The sequence below is a fragment of the Gemmata sp. SH-PL17 genome (assembly GCF_001610855.1).
Classification (GTDB): domain Bacteria; phylum Planctomycetota; class Planctomycetia; order Gemmatales; family Gemmataceae; genus Gemmata; species Gemmata massiliana.
Map to the genome: position 1 here is coordinate 661918 of NZ_CP011271.1, position 24438 is coordinate 686355.

A 24438-nucleotide genomic window follows, 5' to 3' on the forward strand; every position below is an offset into this window, starting at 1 on the left:
ACCGCTTCAAGGGTCTGCGCACGCGAAACCGCGGCCCGGTCTCCGTTCACTCTCGGACGACGAGTTGCTTGAAAGCGTCCAAAATCCGAAAAACGCGGACTACTTGACGGAGAACACCAAAACCGGCAGGCTTGTGGACGGAAACGGCCGTGCCCACGAGCTTCAGCGACGCGCGGGAGATTCGAGTAGCACTATTTCTCCGGACGCGCTCGTACCCGTGTTCCCCTACACGCCCGATCTGTCCATGTTTCCCGACCTGGATTGACCCGATGACCACAACGAAATCCGCGGCTGATGTTCTGTACCGGCTCTTGTACCGTGCACTTATCGAGATCCGCGAACAGGGGTGGGATACGGGGAACAAGGCCGTTTTTCACCTCGCCGATTTGTTCCACACAACCGCCTTGGAGTTGGGACAGGTCGCCGCTGGGAGCGAGTCCCACGAAGCGGTTCTCCGCCACCTCGAAGAAAAGGCCGCCGAGAAGGGCGTCACTCGGTGGTTACAGAACGCGCTCTCCGAGATCGACACACAGACGGCCACCCCCACGAACTGACCGTGTGTTTCTCGTGAACCGGTGGGCGGGGGCGGGGCGTTCCGCTACTCTGGCGACGACGGCCCGAGCCGTCACACTTCCCCGTCTCAAGGAGTTCTCCATGTTCCGACTTCTGGTGGCCGGTTGCGTTCTGGCTCTCGTCGCGTTCAGTGCCGGCGCCGAAGACAAGAAAGCGGACAAGGCCGCGACGTGGCTCCGCGAAGCCAACGGCATCGACCTCAAGTTCGAGTTCGGCAAAGACACCGCGACCTTCAACGTTTTCAGCGGCGATAACGGCATCATCGTGAAGGCCAAGCTCACGAAGGAAAAAGACGTTGTGACGGCCGAATTCACCGACGTAGAAGAGAAGGGGAGCTTCCCCAGCAAGCCGAAGAAGGGCGATAAGATCAGCTTCAAGTGGGTCGTGAAGGACGCTGTCGCGACGCTCTCCGAACTGAAGGGCGCTGACGAGGCGAAGGACGTACTCGAAGGCGAGTACAAGCTGAAGAAGTAACCACCGAACGAAATGCTCGAAGGCCGCACGCGAATTCGCGTGCGGCCTTTATTTTGATTTATTCCGAAGCAACGACTAAACGTTGACCTTCTCGAACGGCTTCACCTTCACGGGCTTCACCACCAGCCCGCTGCGGATCGCGGAGGCGGACACCCATACCTTCTTCACCACGCCGTCCACGACGCAGCGCATCTTTTGGAGGTTCGGCTTGAACTTCCGGCGGCTGGTGCCGAGGATCTTCTTACCGACACCGCCGAGGTACTTCGCCTTACCGCGGTACTTCTTGCGGTTCCCGAAAACCGCCTTCTTGCCGGTGAAAACGCACGTCTTGGCCATGACCGTGATCCTATAACATTGCCCCGGTAGTCCGAGGCGAACGCGGAGCTTCCAAGTCTCAAGGCGCCGGTCGTAAGTGCTAGAACCGAAGACGTTTAAATTACCGGTCTTCGATTTTATGGCTTGCGACTTCTGGGCTTTATGACTTTTTTACTATAGTGGTCGGTCCGGCTGTGGCAAGGATTCCAATCTCGCGATATACATGGCCCGCACCCACTCGCGGAGCCGTCATGCCCGAATCCGACTCGCCCCAAGTCCGCCGCGACCGACACAGCGCGCTCGGCGCGGCCGTGCTCGTGTGCCTCGCGGTACCCGCGCTGGCGGTCCTCGTGGTCGATGTCCCCGCAGACGTGCGCCGAGCGAACGGGCTGTGGTTCGTCGGGACCGCGGTCTGGTCCGCACTGCTCCCGTTCCTCTACTGGTCGCCGTACCGGGCACTGGGACTGGTACCGCTAGCTGCGATCGCGTGGTTGGCCGCGGTCGGGCACGGTGTGTATTGGGGCGAGTGGCCCGGCTGGGCACACGGCGCCCCGCTCGGACTCATCATCGGCGCGCTCGCACGCGGGCGCCGAGGGGAGGAGCCCTGGCCAGAAACCGCCGTTCTCTTCGGCGCGGCTCTCGCCGGAGGGGGGATCGCGTGGGCGTGCGTGGAACGCGGGCGCCCGTTCGATGTCCCGCAGGGGTTCGTTTTGCTCGCGTCCGTAGTGCTCGTCGGTTGGTCGTGGGGGCGGCTGTTCCGGCCGCTGTTCGAGTTGGTGGTGGAGCCCGTCTTGTGGGTGATGTACCGCGTTCGGCGAGCTGGTCCCGGTTTCACGGACTTCCCGCGAACCGGCGCGTGTCTCGTGATCGCCAATCACGCCTGCTGGCTCGACCCCATTTTCCTGGCGAAGGTGCTCCCGCGCCCGCTCACGCCGATGATGACCGCGAAGTTCTACGATCTGCCACTTTTCCGAAAGCTCATGGCTGCGTTCGGCATTATTCGGGTACCGGAAAAGGCGCTCAAGAAGGACGCGCCCGAACTGTTGGAAGCGATCGCGGCGCTGGACCGCGGCGAGTGTGTCGTGATTTTCCCCGAGGGCTACCTGCGCCGGTCCGAGGATCGGCCCCTGCGCCGGTTCGGTCAGGGCGTGTGGCAGATCCTGAAGGCGCGCCCGAACACGCCCGTTTTTGCGGCGTGGATCGAAGGCGGTTGGGGGAGCTACACCTCGTACTTCAACGGCCCTCCGACGAAGAACAAGAAGCCGGACTTTCGCCGACCGCTGGGAGTGGGGCTGGCGACCGCGGTCGTTATTCCGCCGGAGGTGCTCGAAGCGCATCTCCTTACGCGGACCCGCCTCATGAACCTCGTGAGTGCGGCGCGGGAACACTTGGGGCTCGTGCCGCTTCCCCCGTTCGAGCTACCCGCGAAAGCGGACGACGCGGAGAACGAGCCGGGGTGAGACCACGAGTTCAGTGAAGAAGATCGTTCTGCTGTGAATCCGCGTGAAGTAGAATGGCGGCGCGACTCGCCGTCGCCGTTCGACCTGCCACCGTTCCCGCCTCCATCTCTCTCTGGGAGCACCAATGCCTCGCGTTCTCTTTGCGTTACTTCTTGCCGGTCTTGTGTTTGCCGTACCGGTGATTGGGGCCGACGACTGGCCCATCTTCCGTGGTGCGGACCGGACCGGCGTGTCCAAGGACACCGGGTTGCTCAAAGAGTGGCCCGCGGACGGCCCGCCGCTCGCGTGGCAGACGACCAAGATCGGGGTCGGGTTCTCCAGCGTGTCCGTGAGCGGCGACAAGGTGTTCACGATGGGCGACGCGGACAAGGACTGTTTCCTGTTCGGAATCGACCGCAAGACCGGCAAGAAGTTGTGGGAGCTGAAAGTGGGCAAGACCGGCGGGAACTACCAGGGGCCGCGCTGCACGCCCTCGACCGACGGCGAACTCGTGTTCGCGCTCGGGCAGCACGGCGATCTCGTGTGCGCGTCCGCGAAGAGCGGGAAAGAGGTGTGGCGCAAGAGCTTGCCGAAGGATTTCGGTGGCGAAGTCGGTCCGTGGAACTTCGCCGAATCGCCGCTGCTCGACGGGGACCGCCTCGTTGTGACGCCCGGTGGTCCGAAGGCCGCGATGGTTGTTTTGGAGAAGAAAACCGGCAAACGGGTGTGGGCGGGGTCAATCGACGGCGGCGACGCGGCCGGGTACTCGTCCGTGGTGATCGCGAACCTGGGCGGGGTAAAGCAGTACGTTCAACTGATGGCCAACGGGCTGGTGTCGTTCGACGCGAAAACGGGCAAAATGCTGTGGCGGTACGGCACCAAGAGCGACCGGTTCGGCGGGAACACCGCGAACATTCCGACGCCGATTGTGAGCGGCGAGTTCGTGTTCGCCGCGGCCGGGTACGGGCGCGGGGCCGCGCTCCTCAAGGTGACTAAGGACGGCGACCGGTTCGCGGTGGAGGAGGTGTACTGGAACAAGGCGCTGACCAACAAGCACGGCGGCGTGATCCTGGTCGGCGACAAGCTGTTCGGGGACCGCGACGATAGCGGCAACCCGTTCTGTGCGGACTTCAAGACGGGGCGGGTGCTCTGGACCCGCAAGGGCGGCGAGGGGCGCGGGTCCGCGTCGCTCACCTACGCCGACGGGAAGCTCTACATCCGCTACTCCGACGGCTGGGTCGCGCTCGTGGACGCGACCGCGGACAAGTACACCGAAATCAGCGCGTTCAAGGTTCCCAACGGGAAGAACAACACCTGGGCGCACCCGGTCGTGGTCGGCGGTCGGTTCTACGTTCGCGAACTCGATACGCTCTGGTGTTACGATGTAATGGCGAAGTAACTATTTGGGGTGCCAGGGTTTATTTTCGATGAAGGGGCGTGTTGCCTGGGCCGGGAATTTGACACCGGCCGGAACGGGTGCTTCATTTGGAGCGCCCATTCTGAGGTAACTTATGCTCCGGCACCTTCTGCGCGCGGCTTTTGGCGCTGCGCTTCTTTTCCCCGTCGCCGCGTGCTCGGGACCGGCCGAGGCCGGACCTTCGACGATGGCCGTTCCGGAACCACCGGCTCCGGACCCGGTTCAGGTCGCGAAGGACAACGAGTACCGCGAGCAACTGGAAGCGGGACAAAAGGCGATCGACGCGAAGAAGACCGACGACGCCATCGCGCACTTCGAGAAGGCCGTAACCGCGAAAGAAAGTGGCTTCGAGGCGCAACTCGCGCTCGCACGGGCGTATGCCGCCAAGAAGAGCGACGAGAAGGCAATCAAGGCCTACACAGCCGCCCAAGCCGCGAACCCGCGCTCGAGCGAAGCCTATCTGGAGTGCGCCGCGCTCCTCGAACGGATGGGCCGGCTCGAAGCGGCACGCACCGAATACATGCAATTGATCCACCAGGAACTGGAGCCCGGTTTGACCGCGAAAGCGTACTGGCTCCGCAGCGAGTTGTCCGACCGACTCAACAAGCGCGAGGACTACCGGCGCGACCGCGAGCAGGCGCTCAAGCTCGAACCCGATTACGCGGCGCGGATCAAGGGCGGGGACGTTCTGGTGGTTAACAACGGCGGCTCGCCGTTCGCGCTTAAGGTCGACCAGTACGAAACGCCGGACGGGACCGAGGGCACGCTCCCGAAGGGTTACCAGTTCCAGATTTCCGGCAACACGTCGGTGTACCTGACCTATCAGGGGAAGCCGATCACCGCGCGCTCGATCCGCTACACCATTATGGCAAACGGGAAGTCGCGGCAGTACACCATGAACTACGCGAAGGGGCTGACGCTCGAAGTGCCCGTCAACGACGCCGATATCCCGCGCTAGAGTAACCACGTTGTCTGTTAAATCGAGCCGGTCTTTACCGGCTCGATTCGTTTAACACATCCGTTCTCGCTCCGCCCGGTCAATCGGACACCGTTGCCGCCCGGTACACTAACCGCAGCGCCCCGTCCGTGCGGGTGTGCTCGGCGATCGCGCGCACCAAGTAGTTCGCGTCCGTGGCGCAGGCCTCCGCCAACTCGTCCGGGTCGATGCGCTCGGTGATTAAAAGCCGGATCAGAGACCCGCGCACGATAATGTAGTCGTGGTCGTGCGGACCGCGGTTCGCCAGGTGCCCGCGGACCAGTCCGCGGATCAAGCCGGGCGGGAACTCGGGTCCGGTCGGCGCCGAGAGGTGCTTGGATTCCAGTACCCGCGCGAACGCGACGAGAATAGCGACCCCTTCGCCGGTCACCTGGTCGCACTTCTTGAGCGCCTCGTCCGGGGCGGCGGACGCCCACGCGGACGCCGCTCGCAGCGGCCCGCGCAAGTCGGTCCCACCCCACGCCGCCGCGACCGCCCGACGGATCGGTTCCGGAACCTCCGTTGCCCGCTGCCACACGCCCGCCGCCGCCCGGTGCTCGTCGACCCGGTCGAACGCCCACGAGTGCCGCAACTCCAGGTGCCTCAACCCGGCCAGGAGCGCCTCGCACCGGGCGGCGACCGCCGGGCGCTGGTACGCGGTGCGCCCGGCGAGATCCACGAGGTAACCGAGCCACTGGACCTCGTCCAGTTCGGCCGCGCGCGGAACGAGTGCCGCCAGATCGAGTTCGACTTTCGCCCACCGCCCCTCGGGGGCCGCGGCCGCGAGCCGCTGACCGGCCAGGGCCAACAGGCTCACCCCGCTCGCCCCGGGAATTTCGAGCAGTTGAGAATACGGCCCGTACAGAGCGGTTTGAGGGTCGGTAACGAGTTCGCGCTGGTACAGTTCGGCGGCCGGGCCGCTCAGGTGCGCGCGGGCGAGTGCGGCCGCGAGCCAGTCGTGTCGGGTACGACCGTCGTCCAGTGTCGGGCGGAGTGCGAGCAGCCAGTACAGCCGCAGTGGAAGGTCCGCCCGGTTTGGGTGCGCGTTCGCGAGCGTCACGAGCGCGAAGTATGCGTCCGCCCAGCGCCCGGCCGCGGCATCGGCCCACGCCTCTTCGACCGGGTCGACGACCGCGGGGCGCACCGGCGGATCGATTTGTGTTTCGTGCGGTTGCCCGGGCGCCTCACCCGTCCCGGCTTCCGGAGGTACTGGTGAGGCACTCGGGCCGAGCGGGAAGTCGCGGAACGTGTCCCGCACCGGCGGCGCGTCCCGGTACCAGCGGCTCTGCTCGACGGCCGATTCGTAAGCCTCGCGGACGCGGCGGAACTCGTCCGGCGCGTGTTCCGGTTTGTACTTCCGAATGAGTCGCGTGTACGCGCGCTTCAGATCGGCCTCGCTCGCCGACCGCGGAACGCCCAACAGGGCGAACGGATCGGTCGGCCAGTCGCGCGGGTCGTCGGGCAGGGGCGGGGCGTCCATCAGTTCCGGTCCGTGGGGAGGGTGTAATCACCGGGTCGGGATGGTCTCCCGGCTTTGACCCAGAACTCGTAGAAGATCGGTTTCGAGCCGGCCATCGTTCGGTCGTACTCTTGGCACGCCCGAATGAGCGCGGAATCGAACGAAATGCGCTGACCAGTCGGTTGCCTGGGGCGAGAAGCATCGGGTACCTCCGGGCGCTTAAGGAGTACCCAGACGGCGTAAGCTCGGGGCGGGTCGACGTTACGCCCTTGGGCTTTTTCCCGTTCGTACCGTTGGCACGCAGTAATGTCCGTGGGCGTGAGCATTTTCTCAATAAGCTCGTCCGACGGGTGCCCACTGATGTGAGTACCCGCGGGACGCCCAGCGAACACCCACAAGGCGTAGGCCTCAGTTTCCCTGGGAGGTTGTTTCGTGTCTCGTTCGTAACGTTGAAATTCGGCGACTTCCTCGGATGTGAACGTGCGTATCGAGGTTGGCGCCCCTTTAGAGGGTGCGTAAACCGGGAAGTTCATTCGCGGAAGTTCGGGGACATTGGAACGGCTCGAAGAGTTCCCGGAACCGGCCAGAGCCACTATCAGTTTGAACGCGATTAGCACACCGATCAGCGCCCCGCTGCCGAGCACCCCGCCGCCCTTCCACCCGTCATTGGACTTGCGGCGCGGTTCGTATGCGCGCGTCACGCGGTCCGTGTAAGTGGGAGGGGATTTCAGTGGCGCTGTGGTGGCCCCCTCGACGAACGCGGCCAGGGCGGGAGCAAAATGAGCGCTTAGTGCGGTCCGCAAGCTCGGTTCCAGTGCGAGCAGAGGTGCGGAATCGCGCTGGACGACCGCGAGCGCCGAGCACCAGCGGCCCGCGTCGGCCGCGTGCTCCAGGAGCCACGTGTTCCGGCGAATGGCGCGCTCGCGCGGCGGGAGCACGAACAGGGTCCGGAACACCCCCGCCAGCTCCTCCGCGACCGGGTCGATCAACCGCGTCACGGGGACGTCCAGGCCCCGTTCCAGTTCGCGCAAGCGCGTCGGTGGTGCCCCGCGGCGCGACAGTTCCACCCAGGTCGTTAACCGTTCCGCCGGGGACAGTTCCCAGTAGTACTCCGCGAACGCTTCCACTTCCGCGCGGAGCATCTGTTCGACGGTTTCGTCGGGAGCGGTCGGGAGCGCGGTTTCTGCCAGTGCGTTGACGGCCGCGACCCGTTCCATCCCCGGAACGAAGTCGGCGCCGGGCAGCGCGCGGAGGAACTGCGCGACCGCGGCGCCGGGTTCCGCGCCGGCGGGAAGGGAGAGCAGTTCGGCCCATTGAGCGCGTGGGTCGGTGGCTGTCATTGCTCGTCCTTATTCGGGGCGTCCCCGTGCGGGTCGTAGAGGGTCAGGAACCGTTCCAGTTCTTCGCGGTGCGAGGCGATCACGGCCGCGTCCTGTTTCTCCATCGCCGCCTCGAATACGTCGAGCAGCTCCCCGAGTACGTCGCGCAGTTCCGCGGGGAGTTCTTTGAAGACGCGCTCGGCGCGGAGCAGGACGAACCGATTGGCTTCCTCGTCGCGCGGGTGCGTTTTGAGCTTCTCCATTGCTGCGACCGCGGCGCGGATCTGGGCGTCGCTCATCCCCTGGGCGTGGCGGGCGACCACGTGCGACACTTTTCGTTTCGTCGCCACAATAGTCGCCTCGACCTCGAGAACCCCGTTCAGGTCATAGGTGAAGCGGATGTCCACGGACTGGTGGGCCGGGCCGGTCGGGATACCGCGGACCTCGAACTCACCGAGTGCCAGGTTGTCGTCGGTCCGGCGCGACTCGCCCTGGAACACGCGGACGATGATACTCGTCTGGCTCGGGTGCACGGTGGAGTACCGCTTCACGCGGCTGACCGGGATCGTCGTGTTGCGGTCGATCACCGGGTCGAAGTACCCGTCGCGCATGTCGCCGCCGAGCTGTTTGGAAATCGCGACGCCGAGCGTGAACGGGGCTACGTCCGTGACCACCAGTTCCTCGACCGCGGCCGCGCGCCCGACGAGGCCCGCTTGCACCGCGGCGCCCAGTGCGACGACCTCGTCCGGGTTCAGCCGGCGCCGCGGCTCTTTGCCGAGCAGCTCGGTCACGCGCCGGATCACGAGTGGCATCCGGGTCGCGCCGCCCACGAGGATCACTTCGTCGATTTGGTCGCGGGTGAGTTTCGCGTCACCGAGTACTCGGCGGATCGGCAGTTCGGCGCGGGCCAGGGTGGGGCCGACCCAGGAGTCCAGTTGTTCGCGCGTCACAACCACTTCGGGCGCGTCCGGTGGGAACTCGCCCTTCGCGTCGGGGATACGCACGGTCACGCTCTCGTCGCGGCTCAGGACGCATTTCGCGCGCTCGCACTGTTGAACGAGCCGCGACACGCGCTTGGGCGTGCGGGCCTCGGCCTGCTCGTAGGACGCGCCGACGGTACCGAGGAGCCGCGCGGCGAACGCGCGGGTGAAGTCCTCGCCGCCCAGCGCGCTCTCGCCGCTCGACGCCTTCACTTCGAGCGTGCCCTCGAACAGTTCCACTACGGACACGTCGAACGTGCCGCCGCCGAGGTCGAACACGAGGAGCTTCTTGTCCGCGCCCGCGTCGTGGAACCCGTAAGCGATGGCCGCGGCGGTCGGCTCGTTCAGGATGCGCTCGACCGTCCAGCCCGCGATCTTGCCGGCCGCAATGGTCGCTTTCCGCTGGCGGTCGTTGAAGTACGCGGGCACCGTGATGACCGCGCGCGCGACCGGGTGGCCGAAGAACGCTTCCGCGTCGGCCTTCAGCGCACGCAGTACGAGCCCGGACAGTTCTTCGGGGGTGAACTCGCGCCCGGCGGCGGTGAGCTTGTGATCGGTACCCATGTACCGCTTGAACAGATTGGCGCAGCGATCTGGGTGGAGGACTTGCAGCTCCCGGGCCGCGGCCCCGACAAGCACCTTGTTGGACTCGTCCACCCCGACGACCGAGGGGGTGAGGCGCCCACCGAGGGCGTTCGGGATGATCTGCGGCCCGTCCGGACCAAGGAACGCGGCGGCGGAGTTTGTCGTGCCGAGGTCGATGCCGATGACCGGGTCCATGCGGGCGTCCGAGTGTGGTCGGGGCGGCGTACCTCAATCAAGGGACCGCCGGTTCCGGTCGAAGGTTCGACCGCGAGTATTATCGCTGACGAGAAATGATCTGCCAAGCAGCGAATCGTTTGAGCGCCTTTCTCTGCTTTTCCTGGGACCGCGGTCCCGAGAACGGCGCGCGTTCCGATTTTGCGGGCACGGTTTTCACCTTTGCGTCCACTACTGGACTTGCGGACATATTTTGCCGACCGGGGCGCGGGGAGGATGGGTGCGTACCGTTGTTCCGTCGTTCCGTTGTTCCCGTTCCTGACGCCCGAGAGGGATGCACACCATGTTTGAAGTCCGCAAAGCAAAACGCCAGCGCCGCCCGCTGAAGATCTCGCTCGAAGGGTTGAGCGGCTCGGGCAAGACGTTTACCGCGCTCCGGCTCGCGTTCGCCCTCAAGCGCGCGGGCATTGGCAAGAAGATCGTGATTGCTGACTCGGAGAACGAGTCAGCCGGTCTCTACGACGGCGTCCAGATGGACGGCGAGAAGTGGGAGTACGAGGTGTGCCCGATCCCGCACGAAAAACAGCACCCGGCCGGCTACGCCGAGTGCTACGAGTACCTCGTCGGCGCCGGGTTCGACATCGTCATCTTCGACTCGCTCTCGCACGCCTGGCACGGTGCGATGGAGCAGGTGGATGCGTTCGCCCGGGCCAACAAGGGCGACAAGTTCGGCGGGTGGGCCAAAATCACCCCGGAACAGCGGAAGATGCTTACCACGCTCACCGACCCGCGGGCGCACTGTATCGCCACAATGCGCGTGAAGAGCGAGTACGAGCGCATTGACGACGGAGGGAAGGCCAAGATCAAGAAGGTCGGGATGAAGACCGACCAGCGCGAGAACACCGAGTACGAGTTCGACGCGGTGATCCGGCTGGAGGTCGAGAACCACGCGGCCCGCGTCGAGAAGGTTCGTGGGTGTACCGCGATGGACGGGAAGACGTGCGATCACCCCGGCCCGACATTTTGGAAGCCGCTGTTCGACTGGTGGCTCTCGGCTGAACCGGTCGACGCAATTTCGCCCGAGGATCAGCACCGCCAGAAGCTCAACGCGGCGAAGACGCTCACGGACCTGGCCACGGCCTGGAACGCGATCCCCAAGGGGCTTCAGGCCCGGCTCGCAGACGACAAGGATCGGCGCAAGGCAGTTCTGGCCACGAAGATGAAAGCCAACGGACCGGCCCCCACACCTGTGGGGGTGGGGGCGAAGGCACTGCCGGGGTTGCCGGACGATGACGATGAACTGTTCCCGACGGCCTCGCGCTCCGGGATGTCGGACTGATTGCCGGAGCAGGTGATCGGGTAACTTCTGCGGGTGTGTGCGGTGCGCCGAACGAATCGGACGCCGGGCGCTCCCGCGATTTCGTTTTTAATTGTGCTCGCGGCGGTGGCGCGCTCAGTTCAGCATCTTGATGAGCACCTGCGAGTTGCGCCGGTTCTGGTCGTATTTCTCCCGTCGCGCGGGGGGCAGATCGTCCGGCGTGCCGAGTTTGTAGCCGCCCTTCTGGATGAAGTAGTTGATCGCCTGAGTCGAGAGGCAGAACAGTTTCGCGATCCCGCGCGCACGGGCTACGCCCTCGGTGAAGTGAATCAGTTTCACCCCGATGCCCTTGTTCTCGTACCGGGCGTCAACGAACACGCTCGCCAGTTCCGCCATGTTCTGTTCGGGGTACACGTGCAGGGCCGCGCACGCGACCGCGTTCCGGTCCACCTCGAACACGAAGTAATCGCCGATGACCTTTTCGAGTTCGGCGCGCGTGCGCTTCACGAGTTCGTCGTTCTGCGTGCCCTGCTGGATCAGCGAGTAGACCGCGCGCACGTCCTTTTTCTGGGCCGCGCGGATCGCCTGGTACTCGTTCGCGTAGATCAGCGTGCCGATGCCCTCGTTCGAGAACACCTCACCGAGTAACCCCTCCTGCTCGCGGCCGTCGATGATGTGGACGCGCTCGACGCCCTCCTTGCAGGCCCGGAGCGCGTGCGTCAGTTTGGTATGCGGCAGTTTGGCCCCCGGCGGAAGGTCGGGGCGGCTCTTTTTAAGGAACGCATCCGCTTCCTGGATCGTCATCTGGCGGATCACGCCCTTCGCGTCGGAGACCCCGCCCTCGGTGTTGAGGTACACGAGCTTCACCGCGCGCAGGGATTTTGCGATTTCCACCGCAACCGCGTCGGAATTCAGTCGATACGATGCCCCGGCCCCGTCGATACCGATGGGCGGGACCACTGGCAGGATGTCGCGCTCGAGGAGCGTCTGGAGCAGCTCCGTGTCGACGCGCTCGACGCGCCCCGTGAACAGTTGATCGACCCCGCCGAGGATGCCGGCCGGGTGCGCGACCACGGCGTTGGGGCACGCGGCCCGGAGGTCGTTCGCCGACAGACCCTCCAGGATCTCGTGCGTGACGCGGTTGGCCGCGCTGATCGCGACGTTCAGCGTTTCGCGGTCGGTGATGCCGGTGCCGTCCACGTCCGACGGGGTCATTTTAATGAGTTCCGCGTACCGCCTCACCTGGTGGGCGGCGCCGTGGACGAGCACGACGCGGATGCTCAGGCTGCGCAACAGCGCGATGTCGAGCAGCAGGTTCGGGAAGTTGTCGTCCTCGACGACGGCGCCGTCGATCGCGATGACAAACACCCGGTCGCGGAACCGGGGGACGTAGCGGAGAATTTCGCGGAAGTGGGTCAGGCGCTCGTGCATCAGTGGAGGGTTCGGGGGGTTCGGGGTGAATTTTTTCTGCTGTTGGCAGACGCCGATGGTTCGCCTATGCAACGCCGATTCAGACATAGTGCCGTGTCCCTCTAGAATAGCACGACGGCTCCGTGCGGCGACACCGACTCCGTTGGATGGCTGCGGCCCGCGAAGCGACTAACACCAAACACCCAAAACTCCTCACCCATGCCCGAAAACGTCATCATCATCGGTTCCGGTCCGGCCGCGTGGACGGCCGCCATCTACGCCGCCCGCGCGAACCTCAACCCGCTCGTGTTCGAGGGGAACCCCTACGACAAGAAGAACCAGGAGAACGGCACGCTGCCGCTCGGTCAACTCGCGCTCACGACGGAAGTCGAGAACTTCCCGACGTGGCCCGCGGGCGACACTCGGCAGTATCTGAAGACCGCCCTGAAGGAAGACGACCAGCCGTACTGGGTGACGGCCAACAAGGAGCAGCCGACGCACGGCATCAACGGTCCGGAACTGGTGGCTCTTGCCCGGCAGCAGGCGCGGAACGTGGGCACCCGCGTCGAATCGAAAGACGTGGTGAAGGTCGACCTGAAGAACAAACCGTTCACGGTCACGCTGCACGATGGAAGCACCGCCCAGGCGCACACGCTCATCATCGCGACCGGCGCCCGGGCCAACTACCTCGGGCTGCCGAGCGAGGACAAGTACAAGAACCGGGGCGTGTCCGCGTGCGCGGTGTGCGACGGGGCGCTGCCGCGGTTCAAGAACCAGCCGATCGTCGTTGTTGGCGGCGGCGACACCGCGGTGGAAGAGGCCGGGTACCTCACGAAGTTCGCCAGCAACGTTCACCTGCTCGTCCGGCGCGACGTGCTCCGCGCGAGCAAGATCATGGCCGAGCGTGCGGCGTCGAACTCGAAGATCGGCATCAAGTGGCACACGGAAGTCGAAGAAGTGATCGGCGACGACAAGAAGGGTGTGACCGCCGTTCGCGTGAAGAACAACAAGACCGGTGAAAAGGAAGAACTCCCCGCGAGCGGCCTGTTCCTGGCGATCGGCCACACGCCGAACGTCGGGTTCCTCGGCGACCAGTTGGAACTGAACGCGAGCGGTTACATCCAGTGGACGACGCTGGCTCGCACTTACACGAGCGTGGAAGGCGTGTTCGCGGCCGGGGACGTGGCCGACGATTACTACCGCCAGGCCGTTAGCGCGGCCGGCACCGGGTGCATGGCCGCACTCGACGCCGAACGCTACCTGGGGCACCACGGGCTGATTTGAACATCCGCGGGGTACAAAAACGAACGAGCGGCGACTACAAGGTCGCCGCTCGTTCGTTTTTGGGCGTCCATTCAACGAGCACCACATGCGGACTGAGAGCCAGCCCGCACAGACTTGTGCAAATTGTTGCTCAGTCAGATAACCGGCTGAACCGAGCGATTCTGCCCGCGGCGGAACTGGCGGAACATCATCAAGAACGGCGCCCCACTCAGCAGCAGGACCGCGGATGCGGGGGCAGGGGCGTGAACCACACTTCCGCCGCTCACTTGCACACCGTCGCCGTTACCGAGACCATCAACCACAACCGTTTGGCCGAGGTTGTAATCGTTCGATGTTGACGGGAACGAGCCGCTCGACGTTCCGGAGCTTTGGCCCGGCGACAGCGAGACGTCGGGCGTCGACCCTCCCCCCGAACCGCTTCCGCTAGTGGCGGTTGTGGCGAGTGACACCGTGCCCGAGGTGGAGTAGCCCGGGGTCGAATCCCGGTTCAGTTGGCTGACTAGATCGTAAGTCCCAAGTCCGCTTCCCGGAAGACTATAGGTGTCCGAAAGCGTGATCGTCAGCGGGCCGGTGGGGTTGTCTCCAATGACCTGGAGATCCAGGAGATCGATTCCGGCTCGGTATCCACTGCTCCCGCTTCCACCACCACTTCCTCCCCCAGATTGGGAGCGAGCCTGAAGCTGAATCTTGTACCCATTCACGGTGCCGGCGAACGTCACTTCGTGACCGGTCGGGTTCAGGTCACCCGCACCGCCATCGATGGCGACTACTGAGCCATTAACCGTAACCATGAATGCGGCACGGGCTTCTCCTTGAGTCAGGAAAGCCACAAGTGCAGCGCCCAAGACGAGTTTGAGACCCCGGCAACAAAGTGTGCTCATCATCGTGATACCCTCCGGGTTTAGCGGAGCGGTAGAGGGGGCAAGTTCCAATGGAACCGATACAGGGACGACCCGTGAACCAACTACTTGCACTCGAAGTCGACACGCGATTGCGATTCGGTGGTTCGAGCGGTGCTCGGCCACAGAATGACGGTTGCAAATACGTGAACAGACAGATTCCGCATCAGATTCTGACACGGACCTCAAAAATAAGCTCAAGCGCAAACAGATACGGAGGCGGGACTACTCAACTATAACGGGTCGGATCGCAAGGTGTGTGCCGGCTTTTGAAAGCCGGCAATTTTCTGTCAAGTGTTTACTGTAAGGCGAAAACTGGGAGGTGTTCTACGGTAGGATCAGAACCGGGGCGGCTCTTTACGCACCAGTTCGTTTGAATAATCAAGGCTGTCGAGAGTTCCGGCGTCAGTCCAATACCCATCCAGCCTAAAACAACCCATTCGTCCCTGATTGATGTAGTGATTGTTGACATCTGTGATTTCCAACTCATTTCGGCGGCTCGGTTTAAGTGTCTTGATGAGGCCGAATACGTCCGGCGGGTAGATATAGATCCCGACGACCGCGAAGTCACTCTTGGGGTTTTCGGGTTTCTCCTCAATTCCCACAACTTGATCGCCCTTCAATTCCGCCACGCCATAACGCCCGGGGTCCGGCACTTGCTTCAAACCGATCCACGCCCAATCCGGACGGGTGTTCGCTTTCTCCAAGAGGGGAACTAGCGGGTCGCGGAAGATGTTGTCGCCGAGGAGTACGAGCGACCGGCTGCCCATGCAGAAGTGCTCCGCCAACCCCAGTGCCTGGGCGATCCCGCCGGCCTCGTCTTGGACCCGGTACGTGAGGCGGCAGTTGTGGTCGCGCCCGGAGCCGAGCAGTTCCACGAAGTCGCCCATGTGCTCGGTGCCCGACACGAGCAGAACCTCCTGCACGCCGGCACCGGTGAGCTTCTTCAGTGGGTGGTACACCATCGGCCACGCGCCGACCGGGAGCAGGTGCTTGTTCGTCACGCGCGTCAGTTCGCCCATGCGGGTTCCTTTACCGCCCGCCAGAATTACGCCGCGAATGGACATGTGGGTCTCCGGCGAGCGGCCGGTGTGAGCCGGCCGGTGAGACGAACACGCACTCCGCGCTGCCCGTTCACCGGCTGGCTGACACCGGCCGCTCGCCCGTTAAAGTTTGCTGCCGTACTGTTTCTCGTAGTAGCTCATGTAATCTTTGTTCTTGATCGTCGCGACCCACGCTGTGTTCGCTTGGTACCAGGCGATCGTTTCCGCCAGCCCCGCGTCGAAACTCACTTGGGGGGACCAGCCGAGTTCGCGCTCGGCCTTCGCGCAGTCGATCGCGTAGCGCCGATCGTGACCGAGGCGGTCTTCCACATACCGGATGAGGGACTCGGGCTTGCCGAGCAAACGGATCAGCAATTTCGTCAGTTCGAGGTTCGGCATCTCGCACCGGCCGCCGAAGTTGTAAACCTCGCCGGGCGTGCCTTTTCGCCACGCGGCCTCGACCCCGCGACAGTGATCGAGCACGTGAATCCAGTCCCGCACTTGCTGGCCGTCGCCGTACACCGGTACCGGGATGTCGCTGAGCAGGTTCGTCACGAACAGCGGAATGAGCTTTTCGGGGAACTGGTACGGGCCGTAGTTGTTCGAGCACCGCGTAATGACGGCCGGTAGCCCGAACGTGTGCTGGTACGCTTGCACCAGGAGGTCCGCGCCGGCCTTGCTCGCGGAATACGGGCTGTTCGGGTGGAGCGGCGTTTCTTCGGTGAAGAACCCGGTCGCGCCGAGGCTCCCGTACACTTCGTCCGTCGAAACTTGAACGTACTTGTTGACCCGAAACTCGCGGGCCGCGTCGAGGAGCACTTGGGTGCCGATCACGTTCGTGCGCACGAACGGGCCGCTATCCTGAATGCTGCGGTCGACGTGACTTTCTGCCGCGAAGTGAATGATGTCTGTCACGTTCTGCTGAATCGCAGCGCGCACTTGGTCTCGGTTGGTGACGTCGCCCTTAATGAACGTGTACCGCGGATGCCCGACGAGGTCTGCGAGGTTGGCCAGGTTGCCGGCGTATGTGAGCGCGTCGAAATTAATGACCGAAACGGTCGCGTCCGTAGCGAGCAGGTGGCGCACGAAGTTCGAGCCAATGAACCCCGCCCCGCCGGTAACCAGAACTGTCGGCATGAAACCCCCTTCGGGCGACACATTCGCCCGAAGGGGGTTGTAAGTCATTCCACCGCTCGCGTCAAACCGGCACGGCTTCGACTAAGCTGTGCGGCCCCTCGGTGGGGATGACGCGCGCGAGCTTGAAGCCCGCCCCGGCGAGCAGCTCGCGGTACTCCGGTTCGGTGCGCTCCTTGCCGTCGCACACCACCATCATTTCCAGATCGAGGACGTGCGCGAAGTTCGGCGCGAAGCCCGGCGGCACCACGAGTTCCACGAGCAGCAGTTTGCCCGTTGCGGGGATCGCGGCGCGGACGCACTTGAGGATCTGCGTCGCTTTCGCATCGTTCCAGTCGTGGATGATGTGCTTCAGCACGTAGAGGTCGCCGCCCGCGGGCACCGACTTGAAGAAGTCGCCGCCCTCCGCGCGGCACCGATCGGCCAACCCCGCCGCTTTGATCGGGGCGTCCGCGCCGGCCACCACTTGCGGCGCGTCGAACACGATCCCGCGGGCCTTCGTGTTCGTGCCCAGAACCGCGCACAGGATCGCACCGTGCCCGCCCCCGACGTCGACGATCGTGTTGAACGGGGCGAAGTCATACGCCTTCAGCATCGCGGCGGCGGCTTGCTGCGAGAAGCCGGTCATGCCCTCGTTGAACGTTGCGGACTCGTCGGGGTGCTTGCCGAGGTAGTCGAAGACGCCCTCACCGAACACGTGGTCGAACGCGGGTTGGCCGCTCCGCACGCTCCCGGCGAGGTCGCCCCACGCCTTCCAGCTCCACGGATCGCACACGTAGGTCGCGATGGCCCGCATCGAACCGGGAACGTCGGTCCGGAGCAACTCGCCCACGGGCGTGAGCGCGAACCGCCCGCCGTCGTCCCCCTTCAGTACACCCAATCCGGCCAGTGCGCGGAGCACGCGGTAGAGGTGCTTGGCGTTGAGGCCGGCGGGACCGGCGAGTTCGGCCGCCGTTTTGGGGCCGGCGGCCATCTGGTCGGCGAGCTTGAATCGGGCCACTATGGAGACGGCTTGCGTAACCACTTTGCCGAACAGCATCTGCATCAGCACCATCTGTGGCGGAAGTGGTTCCGCTTGGGGAGCCGGTGACGTCATCGAAGTTCATTCCTGAAGGAGAAAGTGCCGGGCAACCGGCCCGGCGAATGTCCATTCGGTGGGCGAACCGCCCTGGATTCTACTCACGCCACAAAACTGAAACATGGCACTTTGAGAGCCGTTACAAAATTCCTTAAAAAGCGGGCGATTTTGTATCGCTCCGATGCGCCGAATTGAACATCGGACGGTGCAAGAGTTGCTGCTGCTTGAATTTGAATTTCAGAGCGTCACTGTGCGCAAGAGGGTTCACCGCAGAGGGCGCGGAGAACGCAGAGAAAAACGAGCGGCCGTGATTCGTTCGGCTCCGCGCCCTCTCGTGCTCTCCGCGATGAAGTCTTCTTACCGCGATCGCACGCTGAGTTGTTGATCTGGTGTTGGGCAAGGAGCGGTGATAGGAGAGAAAAAGTAACAGCGCCGGCGGGGTCCACGCACCGGCGCTGTGTCGCGCGTCCCCTTTACGCGCGTCAAATCAAAATTATCTCCCGCTGGGAATTGTTGCAATGATTACTGTGCGTTTTTATGACTAATTTGCGACAATTTTGCAGGCATGTCAGCAGTTGCTTACACTTCGGCATCCGCGGCGAGTGCTTTTCGCTGGGAAATCTCTTATCTGCTTCCGGTTATTCGCTCGCCTTGCACCACTTTTCCCACTTTGCGAACGCAGCTTTTTGGGCCGCATTGTCCGGGAAGTAGTGCCGCGTGTACGAGAAAGAGAGCCTATCGGCCGATGAAGAGGTGCCGAAACGGTCAACGAAGCCGTAGTCGCTGAGTTTCTGTTCGGTGAGGAGGATCGAGACGGCCAGCGCGAGATCGCGGACCTGAACATCGTAGGTCGCGGCTTCGGCCTCGCCGGTCGACGTGACGGGGCGAACGGTGTACACGGTTAGTGTGTCGGTCAGGGCTTTGTTCAATAGTGGAAGGTGTTTCCTGCTCCCAATGGCGGCCAAACTGGTTGCGCCGCGCCCGCGCGAACTGGGGTTAATGGCGGATGTGGTGAGCAGTCGGGCCGCGAGTCCGCACGCTTGGTCGGTGAGGTCGAGGTTCTGGGCGATGTTCAGAGCCTGAGACATCTCGCGCGACTCGTCCCGCGAATCGAGCCACGCGATCAGGACCGCCCGGTACACCAGGCTCTTTTCGTCTTTCCCGCGAACCGCGCGGGTGAACCCGGATTCAGACATCAGCGAGCTGGTGGACCCTCGGCGCTGCAGCATGTACTGCGACCCCACACCGCTTTCAGCAAACAGCAACGCGGTGACGTCTTCGAGCGTCGGTTCGCGGGGTTCCCCGTCGGTCCGCACGGATCGCAGGTTGTACAGATCCAGTCGGCGCCACACAACGAGGTCGGCGAGTGCGGTGCGCGGGCCGTCCACAGCGAGTAGCAGGCGCCGGTTGGCTGAGGTGGAGACGAGTTCGGTGAACACGCGGCGCGCGGCCGCGTCGAGTTCCCGGTCCGACCACACGCTGAGCCCGAAGAAGGCCCATTCGCTCCCGACGACCGAGCGAAACGTTTTCCACGCGGGGAGATCGTGCTCGTACTCACCTTTGGTGTCGGCCAGGAACGTGTCGAGACGCGCTTTGGTGTCGAGCGCGATCGCGTGGGGCAGGAGCCGCTGGCACCGGGACCGGATTTCCGGGTCTGGATTGGTGGTCGCGCCCGCGGTGAGTGCCGCCCGCGCGAGCCGGCCGAGGTCTTCGAGTTGCTGTTCGGCGCCCTCGCGCTCGTCAAAGTCTTCACTTCCCAACTGGCGCACGAGTGCCCGGGCCTTTACCTGGATCTCGGGCACAACGGCGAGGTCCGCTGGGTTAGGCGAGGTCGCCTCCGCGAACTCGGTAGCAAGAAACGCGCACGCGAACGCGAGGCTGAAGCAGCGCATGGCTCATCCGTGTGGCAGCAAGGGGAGCGACGCCCTCTCTCTCATTGTGCGCTGCCGGCACCGGTGACACAACCGCCGGTCACGGCGCGTAACCTTTGAACCGCGTGTGCGGAGCGGCGAGTTTCCGGTCCGGCCGGCTTTTAGCAACGAGGCGGGGTCCGGGCGATCCGAATGGATCGGACCGACGGTGCCGGGGGTAAGAACGCGCGAGCTCGTGAGGCGGAAGGGGCTGCGGTAGGGGCGCGGTAGTGATTGGAACGTGACACCTCTTGAGTTCACTCGTCGGTCGCGTTCGGGCGCTCTGCGGCAATCGCGTCGTGGACATGCTCCATTACCTGGAGTTGAGCGTCTGTGGTCCGTTGGCTCTCCCGATACTGGAGCGCCTCCGGCTCGGCGACGTACTTGACTTCGCCGTGGTGCTCTTGAACCGCGGCCACGATCTCCTCAACTGTGACTTGGAAGAATTCCTTGCGAAGGTTTACCCGGTTCACGCGCCGAGACCGGAACGTATGGTGCAGCGCTGCTTCGAGGGCCGGGGCGTCGTCGCACCTAATCATCATGTGAACATCGAACGGAAACGGAACCGAGGCATCGCCCAACTCATCAACCCGTTCTTGTGGGTCTTTGCGGCGGCTCATCCCGATCTTGAACACACCGTGACCGAACGATCCGATGTTCGAGATCACGTACACGTGCCCGACCCGAGTTAGTTGAGCCAGTGGAGTTGCTCGCCTCAATCGTTCTTCGGCTACGGCCAATTGATCTCGAAGAGTCTGCAACTCGGCTTCGTGCCGTCCGGCCGCGTCCTCGACGGCACGATTCAGAGCCTCTTGAGCCGCTAAACGCGCGCGTTCGGCGTCCTCTGCTTCGCGAGTTTGAGCCTCGACTAGGCGCCGTTGAGCCTCATCCTCTCGCATCTGTTCGCGGACGCGCGACTGTTCTTCTCGCAGCGCCTGTGCGCGGACCGCCTGAGTGTATAGTTCCAGCAACCGGGCGCGAGCCGTATTTTCGTCTGATCGAGACAGATCGTAACCGGCTGCGCGGACGATCGCGGCGGCGTCCTCGATTCGCCGGGTCATGGTCGTGAAGTTTGTTGGTATGATCTGCCGGCTCGCGGTGGAGAGCACTTCGTCGAAGTACGCCCGGCCGAGTCGATCACGCTGCTCTGTGACCGCCGATGCTCCCGACCGGTTCGCGTGCTGCTGTTGCTCCAGGAATGATGTGTGGAGCAAGGCGTTCCGGCGTTCGGACGTGAGGAACTGGTTCTGGGTTACGAGTTCGTCGTAACTGATTACCCGGCGCCCGAATTCGCCCTCGCGCTGCGTCAATTCCGCGTTCCGCCGGTCCGTCGCTGCGATCGTGGCGGCCAACTGCCGGGCGCGCTCGTCGAGCCGGCGCCCGCGTTCGTCCAATTCCTCGCGCTCCAAATCCAGGTCGATTTCATCCCGCCGCAGATCCCGCAACCGCCGTTCGGCCCGGCGCCGCGGGGCGTCCATGAGGAAATAGGTGACGGTACTCCCGCCCGCGAGGGCTAAGAGGATCAGGGCGACGGCGAACATGAACTCCCCTTCAAGCGGTGTAGCGCAGGAGCACGAACGGGTGCTCGCGCCGGCACCCCGGGCACGGGAACGGGTCGAGTAGGCGGGACAGAGTCGCGGTGATCGTGTAGCCGCAACCGGAACACCGGCCGCACGCGAGGCGCCGCGGATCGCTCACGCGCTCATACTGCTGCGGGCCGTACCGTGTGCTTGGTGCCACCGCACCGAGGCGGAGCCACGTGCGCACGATCTCAAGTTCGGCAGGGTTGCGGTTGGAAACAGCGAGATGCGCGTCGGGGGCGGCGTCCAGGACCGACCACAGCTCACGGGCAAGGGTCGCGCGCGAACGGGCACTCGCGATGCGCTCGGAGACGTCGGGCAGGTTCCCGCGCTCGGTCCGCGTGCCCGACAGGTACCAACGCTCGACGGCGTCGATTGCCGGCCCCAAGAACAGTGGAGGGGCGTAACGCAGGAGCACATCGAGAGTGGGAGCGTCGGGCTCGGTCTTGAGGAACCGCTTCTGGTAGGTAATCGTCGGGTACACGTGCGGGAGACTGGACTCTGCCTCGCGAATCCCGGTTTGGAAGTCTCCCGCTGAAACGGCCCCGATCGCAATCGCGCACGAGCGCCGATATTGGTTGTACACGTGCTCGAGTTCGACCTTCTTTGCCATTCGCTTCGAGCCAAAGACAATACATCATCTCAGTTTATAGAGCGATATTGTCGCGACGCATCCAGGCCGTTTCAAGTGCCGATTCTGCGCCGGGCCGCGGCCCAGGGCGGCGCAAATAGCCCGGCGCCTTTTTGGATTCATCGGGCGGCAGGTTTGTTGCGCGTCGGCCGCCACGCACTCACGCGCCGCTCGGCGGATCGCCCCGTTCGTGGAGCGGATCGGATTGCGCCAATAAGCGCCCGATCGTCGCGCGGACGCGCGGCCCGGGGCCGCCTAGGATTCACACTCGGGAGGTGCCGATGATCCGCGTGCATGAACTGACCAAGACCTTCGGCGAGGTCACCGCCGTCGCCGGGATCACGTTCGCCGTCGAGCCGGGCGAGATCTTCGCGTTCCTCGGACCCAACGGGGCGGGCAAGACGACCACCATTCAGATGCTCACGACGCTCCTGCGCCCCACGAGCGGCACGATTGCCATCGACGGCCTGGACCCCGCGACCCACCCGCTGGAGGTCCGGCGCCGGTTCGGGATCGTGTTTCAAGACCCGAGCCTCGACCACGAGCTGACCGCGCGCGAGAACATGGACCTGCACGGCGTCCTCTACCACGTCCCCCGGAAGGTCCGCGCCGAGCGCACCCAGACGCTGCTCACACTGTTTGAACTCTGGGACCGGCGCAACGACCGCGTTAAGACGTTCTCCGGCGGGATGAAGCGCCGGCTGGAAATCGCGCGCGGCCTGCTGCACACGCCGAAGATCCTGTTCCTCGACGAGCCGACCCTGGGGCTCGACCCGCAGAGCCGCAACCAGCTCTGGACCCACGTGAAGCACCTCAACGGCACCGAGGGCGTTACCGTGTTCCTGACGACGCACTACATGGACGAGGCCGAGCGCGTCGCGCGCCGGATCGCGATCATGGACCACGGGCGCATCGTGGCCCAGGGCTCCCCGCAGGAGCTAAAGCAGCAGACCGGGACCGGGTCGCTCGAACAGGCGTTCCTCGCGCTGACCGGCACGTCGATCCGCGACGAGTCCGCCGGCTCCGCGGACCAGATGCGCCAGATGGCGCGGATGTGGAGGAAGTGAATGGCGGTGGTATACGCGCTGTGGCTGCGGGAGATCAAGCGGTACCTGCGCTCGCGGGCGCAGGTGCTCGCGTCGCTCGGCCAACCGCTGATGTACCTGCTGGTGCTCGGGTTCGGCCTGGGGCCGGTCTTCGAGCGGGCCGGCCAGGGCAACTACCTCCAGTTCGTCGCGCCCGGCGTGGTCGGGATGACGATCCTGTTCTCCTCGATCTTCTCGGGCGCGGGCCTGCTGTGGGACCGGCAGTTCGGGTTCCTCAAGGAGACGCTCGTCGCCCCGGTGCCGCGCATCCAGATCATGGTGGGGCGCACGCTCGGCGGCGCGACGACGGCGCTGGCCCAGGGCACGCTCGTGCTGACGGTGTGCCTGATCGCCGGGTTCCGCCCCCACGACGCGACCGGGGTGCTCCTGGGCGCCGGGTTCATGGCGCTGATCGCGATCGTGTTCGCCGCGCTGGGCACCATCATCGGGGCGACGCTGAAGGACATGCAGGGGTTCCAGTTGGTCATGAACTTCCTGGTGATGCCGATCTTCTTCCTCTCGGGCGCCCTGTACCCGCTGTCGAACCTACCGGTGGCCCTCACCGTGGCCACGCGCCTGGACCCGCTCTCGTATGGCGTGGACGGGCTGCGCGGCGCGTTCATCGACCAGTCGCACTTCGGGCTCGGGACCGACTTCGCGGTCCTGGCGGTCCTCGCCGGGGTGTTCCTCGCGCTCGGCGCGCGGGCGTTTTCGCGCCTCCAGGTTTAGTGGAACTGCACACCGCTGGTAGATGAGGTGATTGGCCGTCGGTGAGCAACGGGAAACGCAATGACGCGACGATACGGATCAAAGCTCGGGCAATTCCAAGTTAGCGATTCAATTTCGCTATCAAAACGAATCGCCCGGCGCGGCAACTCGGAAGAGTCGGTGCGCCGGGCGGTTCAATGAACGTATCTAACTGACAAAATCAGGCAGACGTCGGGCGGCTGCTGCGGAACGCCTGCATCACTTCGTACAGATCGGTGCTGACGACCACTTCGTCGTCGAGGAAGTCTTTCAACCAGATGAAGTTCATCCGCTGGGCCATCGCCACGAGCGGGAGCAAGTCCCCGAGGCGCACGCGGACGTCCGGTTCGGTGCTCTGTTCGGTTTCTTCGGGCGCAGGAGTGTAGAGTTTCAGTCGTGTGGCCATGTCATCCTCCTTGGCGAGAGTTTTCAGGCACCGGTTCCCCGAGGTCACGCGCGAGTCCCCAACCCGCACGCACCGCTCCGGCGATCCAGAACGACTCACACCAGTTAATCGGCTAGTCAAAAGGCGTACTTCAACCTGAGCCGGGAACCGGGGCAGATCGAGCACACGACTAGATAAGATGTACCAGGGCGCGAACCGGCGC

General features: G+C 64.3%; 22 protein-coding genes. 9 read left to right on the top strand and 13 right to left on the bottom strand.

The genetic code is table 11. The features are described 5' to 3' along the window. Window positions 1-269 precede the first annotated feature (269 nt). Both VT84_RS02610 and VT84_RS02615 read left to right on the top strand, forming a co-directional pair. Entirely contained in the window at window positions 270-554 is a 285-nt protein-coding gene (locus VT84_RS02610; RefSeq protein ID WP_052553627.1) for a hypothetical protein, read from the top strand. A 100-nt stretch (window positions 555-654) separates the two neighbouring features. After that, window positions 655-1047, top strand: a complete 393-nt coding sequence (locus VT84_RS02615) for a hypothetical protein (protein WP_052553626.1) — start codon at window positions 655-657, stop codon at window positions 1045-1047. A 75-nt stretch (window positions 1048-1122) separates the two neighbouring features. On the opposite strand, the gene rpmB is transcribed toward VT84_RS02615, so the two are convergent. Beyond that, entirely contained in the window at window positions 1123-1383 is a 261-nt protein-coding gene (rpmB, locus tag VT84_RS02620) for a 50S ribosomal protein L28 (RefSeq protein WP_052553624.1), read from the bottom strand. Window positions 1384-1613: 230 nt separating this feature from the next. Between rpmB and VT84_RS02625 the strand changes: the two genes are divergently transcribed. From VT84_RS02625 to VT84_RS02635, 3 genes are all read left to right on the top strand, one after another. Beyond that, entirely contained in the window at window positions 1614-2822 is a 1209-nt protein-coding gene (locus VT84_RS02625) for a lysophospholipid acyltransferase family protein (RefSeq protein WP_052553622.1), read from the top strand. Between the two features lie 124 nt (window positions 2823-2946). Continuing rightward, the gene (locus VT84_RS02630; RefSeq protein WP_052553620.1) at window positions 2947-4200 is read left to right on the top strand and encodes a PQQ-binding-like beta-propeller repeat protein; all 1254 of its coding nucleotides are present in this window, start codon (window positions 2947-2949) and stop codon (window positions 4198-4200) included. A 112-nt stretch (window positions 4201-4312) separates the two neighbouring features. Next, window positions 4313-5176 carry a tetratricopeptide repeat protein gene (locus tag VT84_RS02635; protein WP_082838396.1) on the top strand — a complete coding sequence of 288 codons (864 nt, stop codon included), beginning with the start codon at window positions 4313-4315 and terminating at the stop codon, window positions 5174-5176. A gap of 79 nt (window positions 5177-5255) precedes the next feature. Here the strand turns inward: VT84_RS02635 and VT84_RS02640 are convergent, their stop codons facing one another. Genes VT84_RS02640 through VT84_RS02650 form a run of 3 tightly spaced genes read right to left on the bottom strand, consistent with a single transcriptional unit; the run spans window position 5256 to window position 9732 of the window. After that, on the bottom strand, window positions 5256-6674 hold the full coding sequence (locus tag VT84_RS02640) for a J domain-containing protein (RefSeq protein ID WP_082838397.1): 1419 nt from the start codon (window positions 6672-6674) through the stop codon (window positions 5256-5258). After that, window positions 6674-7993: a hypothetical protein gene (locus VT84_RS02645; RefSeq protein ID WP_082838398.1), complete on the bottom strand. Its 1320-nt coding sequence runs from the start codon at window positions 7991-7993 to the stop codon at window positions 6674-6676. The genes VT84_RS02640 and VT84_RS02645 overlap by 1 nt, the downstream gene beginning before the upstream one ends. Then, window positions 7990-9732, bottom strand: coding sequence for an Hsp70 family protein (locus tag VT84_RS02650; RefSeq protein WP_082838399.1), 1743 nt, complete (start codon window positions 9730-9732; stop codon window positions 7990-7992). The genes VT84_RS02645 and VT84_RS02650 overlap by 4 nt, the downstream gene beginning before the upstream one ends. Before the next feature lie 322 nt (window positions 9733-10054). Between VT84_RS02650 and VT84_RS02655 the strand changes: the two genes are divergently transcribed. Beyond that, complete coding sequence (locus VT84_RS02655; protein ID WP_162271567.1) at window positions 10055-11050, top strand: AAA family ATPase; 996 nt, start codon at window positions 10055-10057, stop codon at window positions 11048-11050. Between the two features lie 114 nt (window positions 11051-11164). Here VT84_RS02655 and argA read toward each other — a convergent pair whose 3' ends face one another. Continuing rightward, a complete protein-coding gene (argA, locus tag VT84_RS02660) occupies window positions 11165-12460 on the bottom strand; it encodes an amino-acid N-acetyltransferase (protein WP_052553610.1) in 1296 nt (431 codons plus the stop codon). 198 nt (window positions 12461-12658) lie between these two features. Between argA and VT84_RS02665 the strand changes: the two genes are divergently transcribed. Further along, a complete protein-coding gene (locus VT84_RS02665; RefSeq protein ID WP_052553609.1) occupies window positions 12659-13723 on the top strand; it encodes an NAD(P)/FAD-dependent oxidoreductase in 1065 nt (354 codons plus the stop codon). A gap of 134 nt (window positions 13724-13857) precedes the next feature. Here VT84_RS02665 and VT84_RS02670 read toward each other — a convergent pair whose 3' ends face one another. The 7 genes from VT84_RS02670 to VT84_RS02700 form a co-directional block, all read right to left on the bottom strand. After that, window positions 13858-14514: a hypothetical protein gene (locus VT84_RS02670; RefSeq protein WP_082838401.1), complete on the bottom strand. Its 657-nt coding sequence runs from the start codon at window positions 14512-14514 to the stop codon at window positions 13858-13860. 446 nt (window positions 14515-14960) lie between these two features. Beyond that, window positions 14961-15689, bottom strand: coding sequence for a sugar phosphate nucleotidyltransferase (locus VT84_RS02675; protein ID WP_082838402.1), 729 nt, complete (start codon window positions 15687-15689; stop codon window positions 14961-14963). 99 nt (window positions 15690-15788) lie between these two features. Further along, window positions 15789-16802, bottom strand: a complete 1014-nt coding sequence (rfbB, locus tag VT84_RS02680) for a dTDP-glucose 4,6-dehydratase (RefSeq protein ID WP_082838403.1) — start codon at window positions 16800-16802, stop codon at window positions 15789-15791. Between the two features lie 61 nt (window positions 16803-16863). After that, the gene (locus tag VT84_RS02685; protein ID WP_082838404.1) at window positions 16864-17895 is read right to left on the bottom strand and encodes a methyltransferase; all 1032 of its coding nucleotides are present in this window, start codon (window positions 17893-17895) and stop codon (window positions 16864-16866) included. 620 nt (window positions 17896-18515) lie between these two features. Beyond that, window positions 18516-19769: a hypothetical protein gene (locus VT84_RS02690; RefSeq protein ID WP_082838405.1), complete on the bottom strand. Its 1254-nt coding sequence runs from the start codon at window positions 19767-19769 to the stop codon at window positions 18516-18518. Window positions 19770-20044: 275 nt separating this feature from the next. Continuing rightward, on the bottom strand, window positions 20045-21328 hold the full coding sequence (locus VT84_RS02695) for a GIY-YIG nuclease family protein (RefSeq protein ID WP_082838406.1): 1284 nt from the start codon (window positions 21326-21328) through the stop codon (window positions 20045-20047). Between the two features lie 10 nt (window positions 21329-21338). Beyond that, window positions 21339-21980 (bottom strand): hypothetical protein, encoded by a 642-nt coding sequence (locus VT84_RS02700; RefSeq protein WP_052553597.1) that lies wholly within the window; start codon window positions 21978-21980, stop codon window positions 21339-21341. Between the two features lie 299 nt (window positions 21981-22279). On the opposite strand from VT84_RS02700, the gene VT84_RS02705 reads away from it, so the two are divergent. Together VT84_RS02705 and VT84_RS02710 are read left to right on the top strand one after the other, a co-directional pair. Continuing rightward, entirely contained in the window at window positions 22280-23065 is a 786-nt protein-coding gene (locus VT84_RS02705) for an ABC transporter ATP-binding protein (protein WP_082838407.1), read from the top strand. Continuing rightward, window positions 23066-23812, top strand: coding sequence for an ABC transporter permease (locus VT84_RS02710; RefSeq protein WP_082838408.1), 747 nt, complete (start codon window positions 23066-23068; stop codon window positions 23810-23812). Window positions 23813-24011: 199 nt separating this feature from the next. Here the strand turns inward: VT84_RS02710 and VT84_RS02715 are convergent, their stop codons facing one another. Next, window positions 24012-24236 (bottom strand): hypothetical protein, encoded by a 225-nt coding sequence (locus VT84_RS02715; RefSeq protein ID WP_052553846.1) that lies wholly within the window; start codon window positions 24234-24236, stop codon window positions 24012-24014. Window positions 24237-24438: the final 202 nt, after the last annotated feature.

Bases quoted from the DNA above. Each gene is read 5' to 3' on its own strand.
- VT84_RS02610 (WP_052553627.1), top strand. From the start codon at position 270: ATGACCACAACGAAATCCGCGGCTGATGTTCTGTACCGGCTCTTGTAC.
- VT84_RS02615 (WP_052553626.1), top strand. From the start codon at position 655: ATGTTCCGACTTCTGGTGGCCGGTTGCGTTCTGGCTCTCGTCGCGTTC.
- rpmB (WP_052553624.1), bottom strand. From the start codon at position 1,383: ATGGCCAAGACGTGCGTTTTCACCGGCAAGAAGGCGGTTTTCGGGAAC.
- VT84_RS02625 (WP_052553622.1), top strand. From the start codon at position 1,614: ATGCCCGAATCCGACTCGCCCCAAGTCCGCCGCGACCGACACAGCGCG.
- VT84_RS02630 (WP_052553620.1), top strand. From the start codon at position 2,947: ATGCCTCGCGTTCTCTTTGCGTTACTTCTTGCCGGTCTTGTGTTTGCC.
- VT84_RS02635 (WP_082838396.1), top strand. From the start codon at position 4,313: ATGCTCCGGCACCTTCTGCGCGCGGCTTTTGGCGCTGCGCTTCTTTTC.
- VT84_RS02640 (WP_082838397.1), bottom strand. From the start codon at position 6,674: ATGGACGCCCCGCCCCTGCCCGACGACCCGCGCGACTGGCCGACCGAT.
- VT84_RS02645 (WP_082838398.1), bottom strand. From the start codon at position 7,993: ATGACAGCCACCGACCCACGCGCTCAATGGGCCGAACTGCTCTCCCTT.
- VT84_RS02650 (WP_082838399.1), bottom strand. From the start codon at position 9,732: ATGGACCCGGTCATCGGCATCGACCTCGGCACGACAAACTCCGCCGCC.
- VT84_RS02655 (WP_162271567.1), top strand. From the start codon at position 10,055: ATGTTTGAAGTCCGCAAAGCAAAACGCCAGCGCCGCCCGCTGAAGATC.
- argA (WP_052553610.1), bottom strand. From the start codon at position 12,460: ATGCACGAGCGCCTGACCCACTTCCGCGAAATTCTCCGCTACGTCCCC.
- VT84_RS02665 (WP_052553609.1), top strand. From the start codon at position 12,659: ATGCCCGAAAACGTCATCATCATCGGTTCCGGTCCGGCCGCGTGGACG.
- VT84_RS02670 (WP_082838401.1), bottom strand. From the start codon at position 14,514: ATGGTTACGGTTAATGGCTCAGTAGTCGCCATCGATGGCGGTGCGGGT.
- VT84_RS02675 (WP_082838402.1), bottom strand. From the start codon at position 15,689: ATGTCCATTCGCGGCGTAATTCTGGCGGGCGGTAAAGGAACCCGCATG.
- rfbB (WP_082838403.1), bottom strand. From the start codon at position 16,802: ATGCCGACAGTTCTGGTTACCGGCGGGGCGGGGTTCATTGGCTCGAAC.
- VT84_RS02685 (WP_082838404.1), bottom strand. From the start codon at position 17,895: ATGACGTCACCGGCTCCCCAAGCGGAACCACTTCCGCCACAGATGGTG.
- VT84_RS02690 (WP_082838405.1), bottom strand. From the start codon at position 19,769: ATGCGCTGCTTCAGCCTCGCGTTCGCGTGCGCGTTTCTTGCTACCGAG.
- VT84_RS02695 (WP_082838406.1), bottom strand. From the start codon at position 21,328: ATGTTCGCCGTCGCCCTGATCCTCTTAGCCCTCGCGGGCGGGAGTACC.
- VT84_RS02700 (WP_052553597.1), bottom strand. From the start codon at position 21,980: ATGGCAAAGAAGGTCGAACTCGAGCACGTGTACAACCAATATCGGCGC.
- VT84_RS02705 (WP_082838407.1), top strand. From the start codon at position 22,280: ATGATCCGCGTGCATGAACTGACCAAGACCTTCGGCGAGGTCACCGCC.
- VT84_RS02710 (WP_082838408.1), top strand. From the start codon at position 23,066: ATGGCGGTGGTATACGCGCTGTGGCTGCGGGAGATCAAGCGGTACCTG.
- VT84_RS02715 (WP_052553846.1), bottom strand. From the start codon at position 24,236: ATGGCCACACGACTGAAACTCTACACTCCTGCGCCCGAAGAAACCGAA.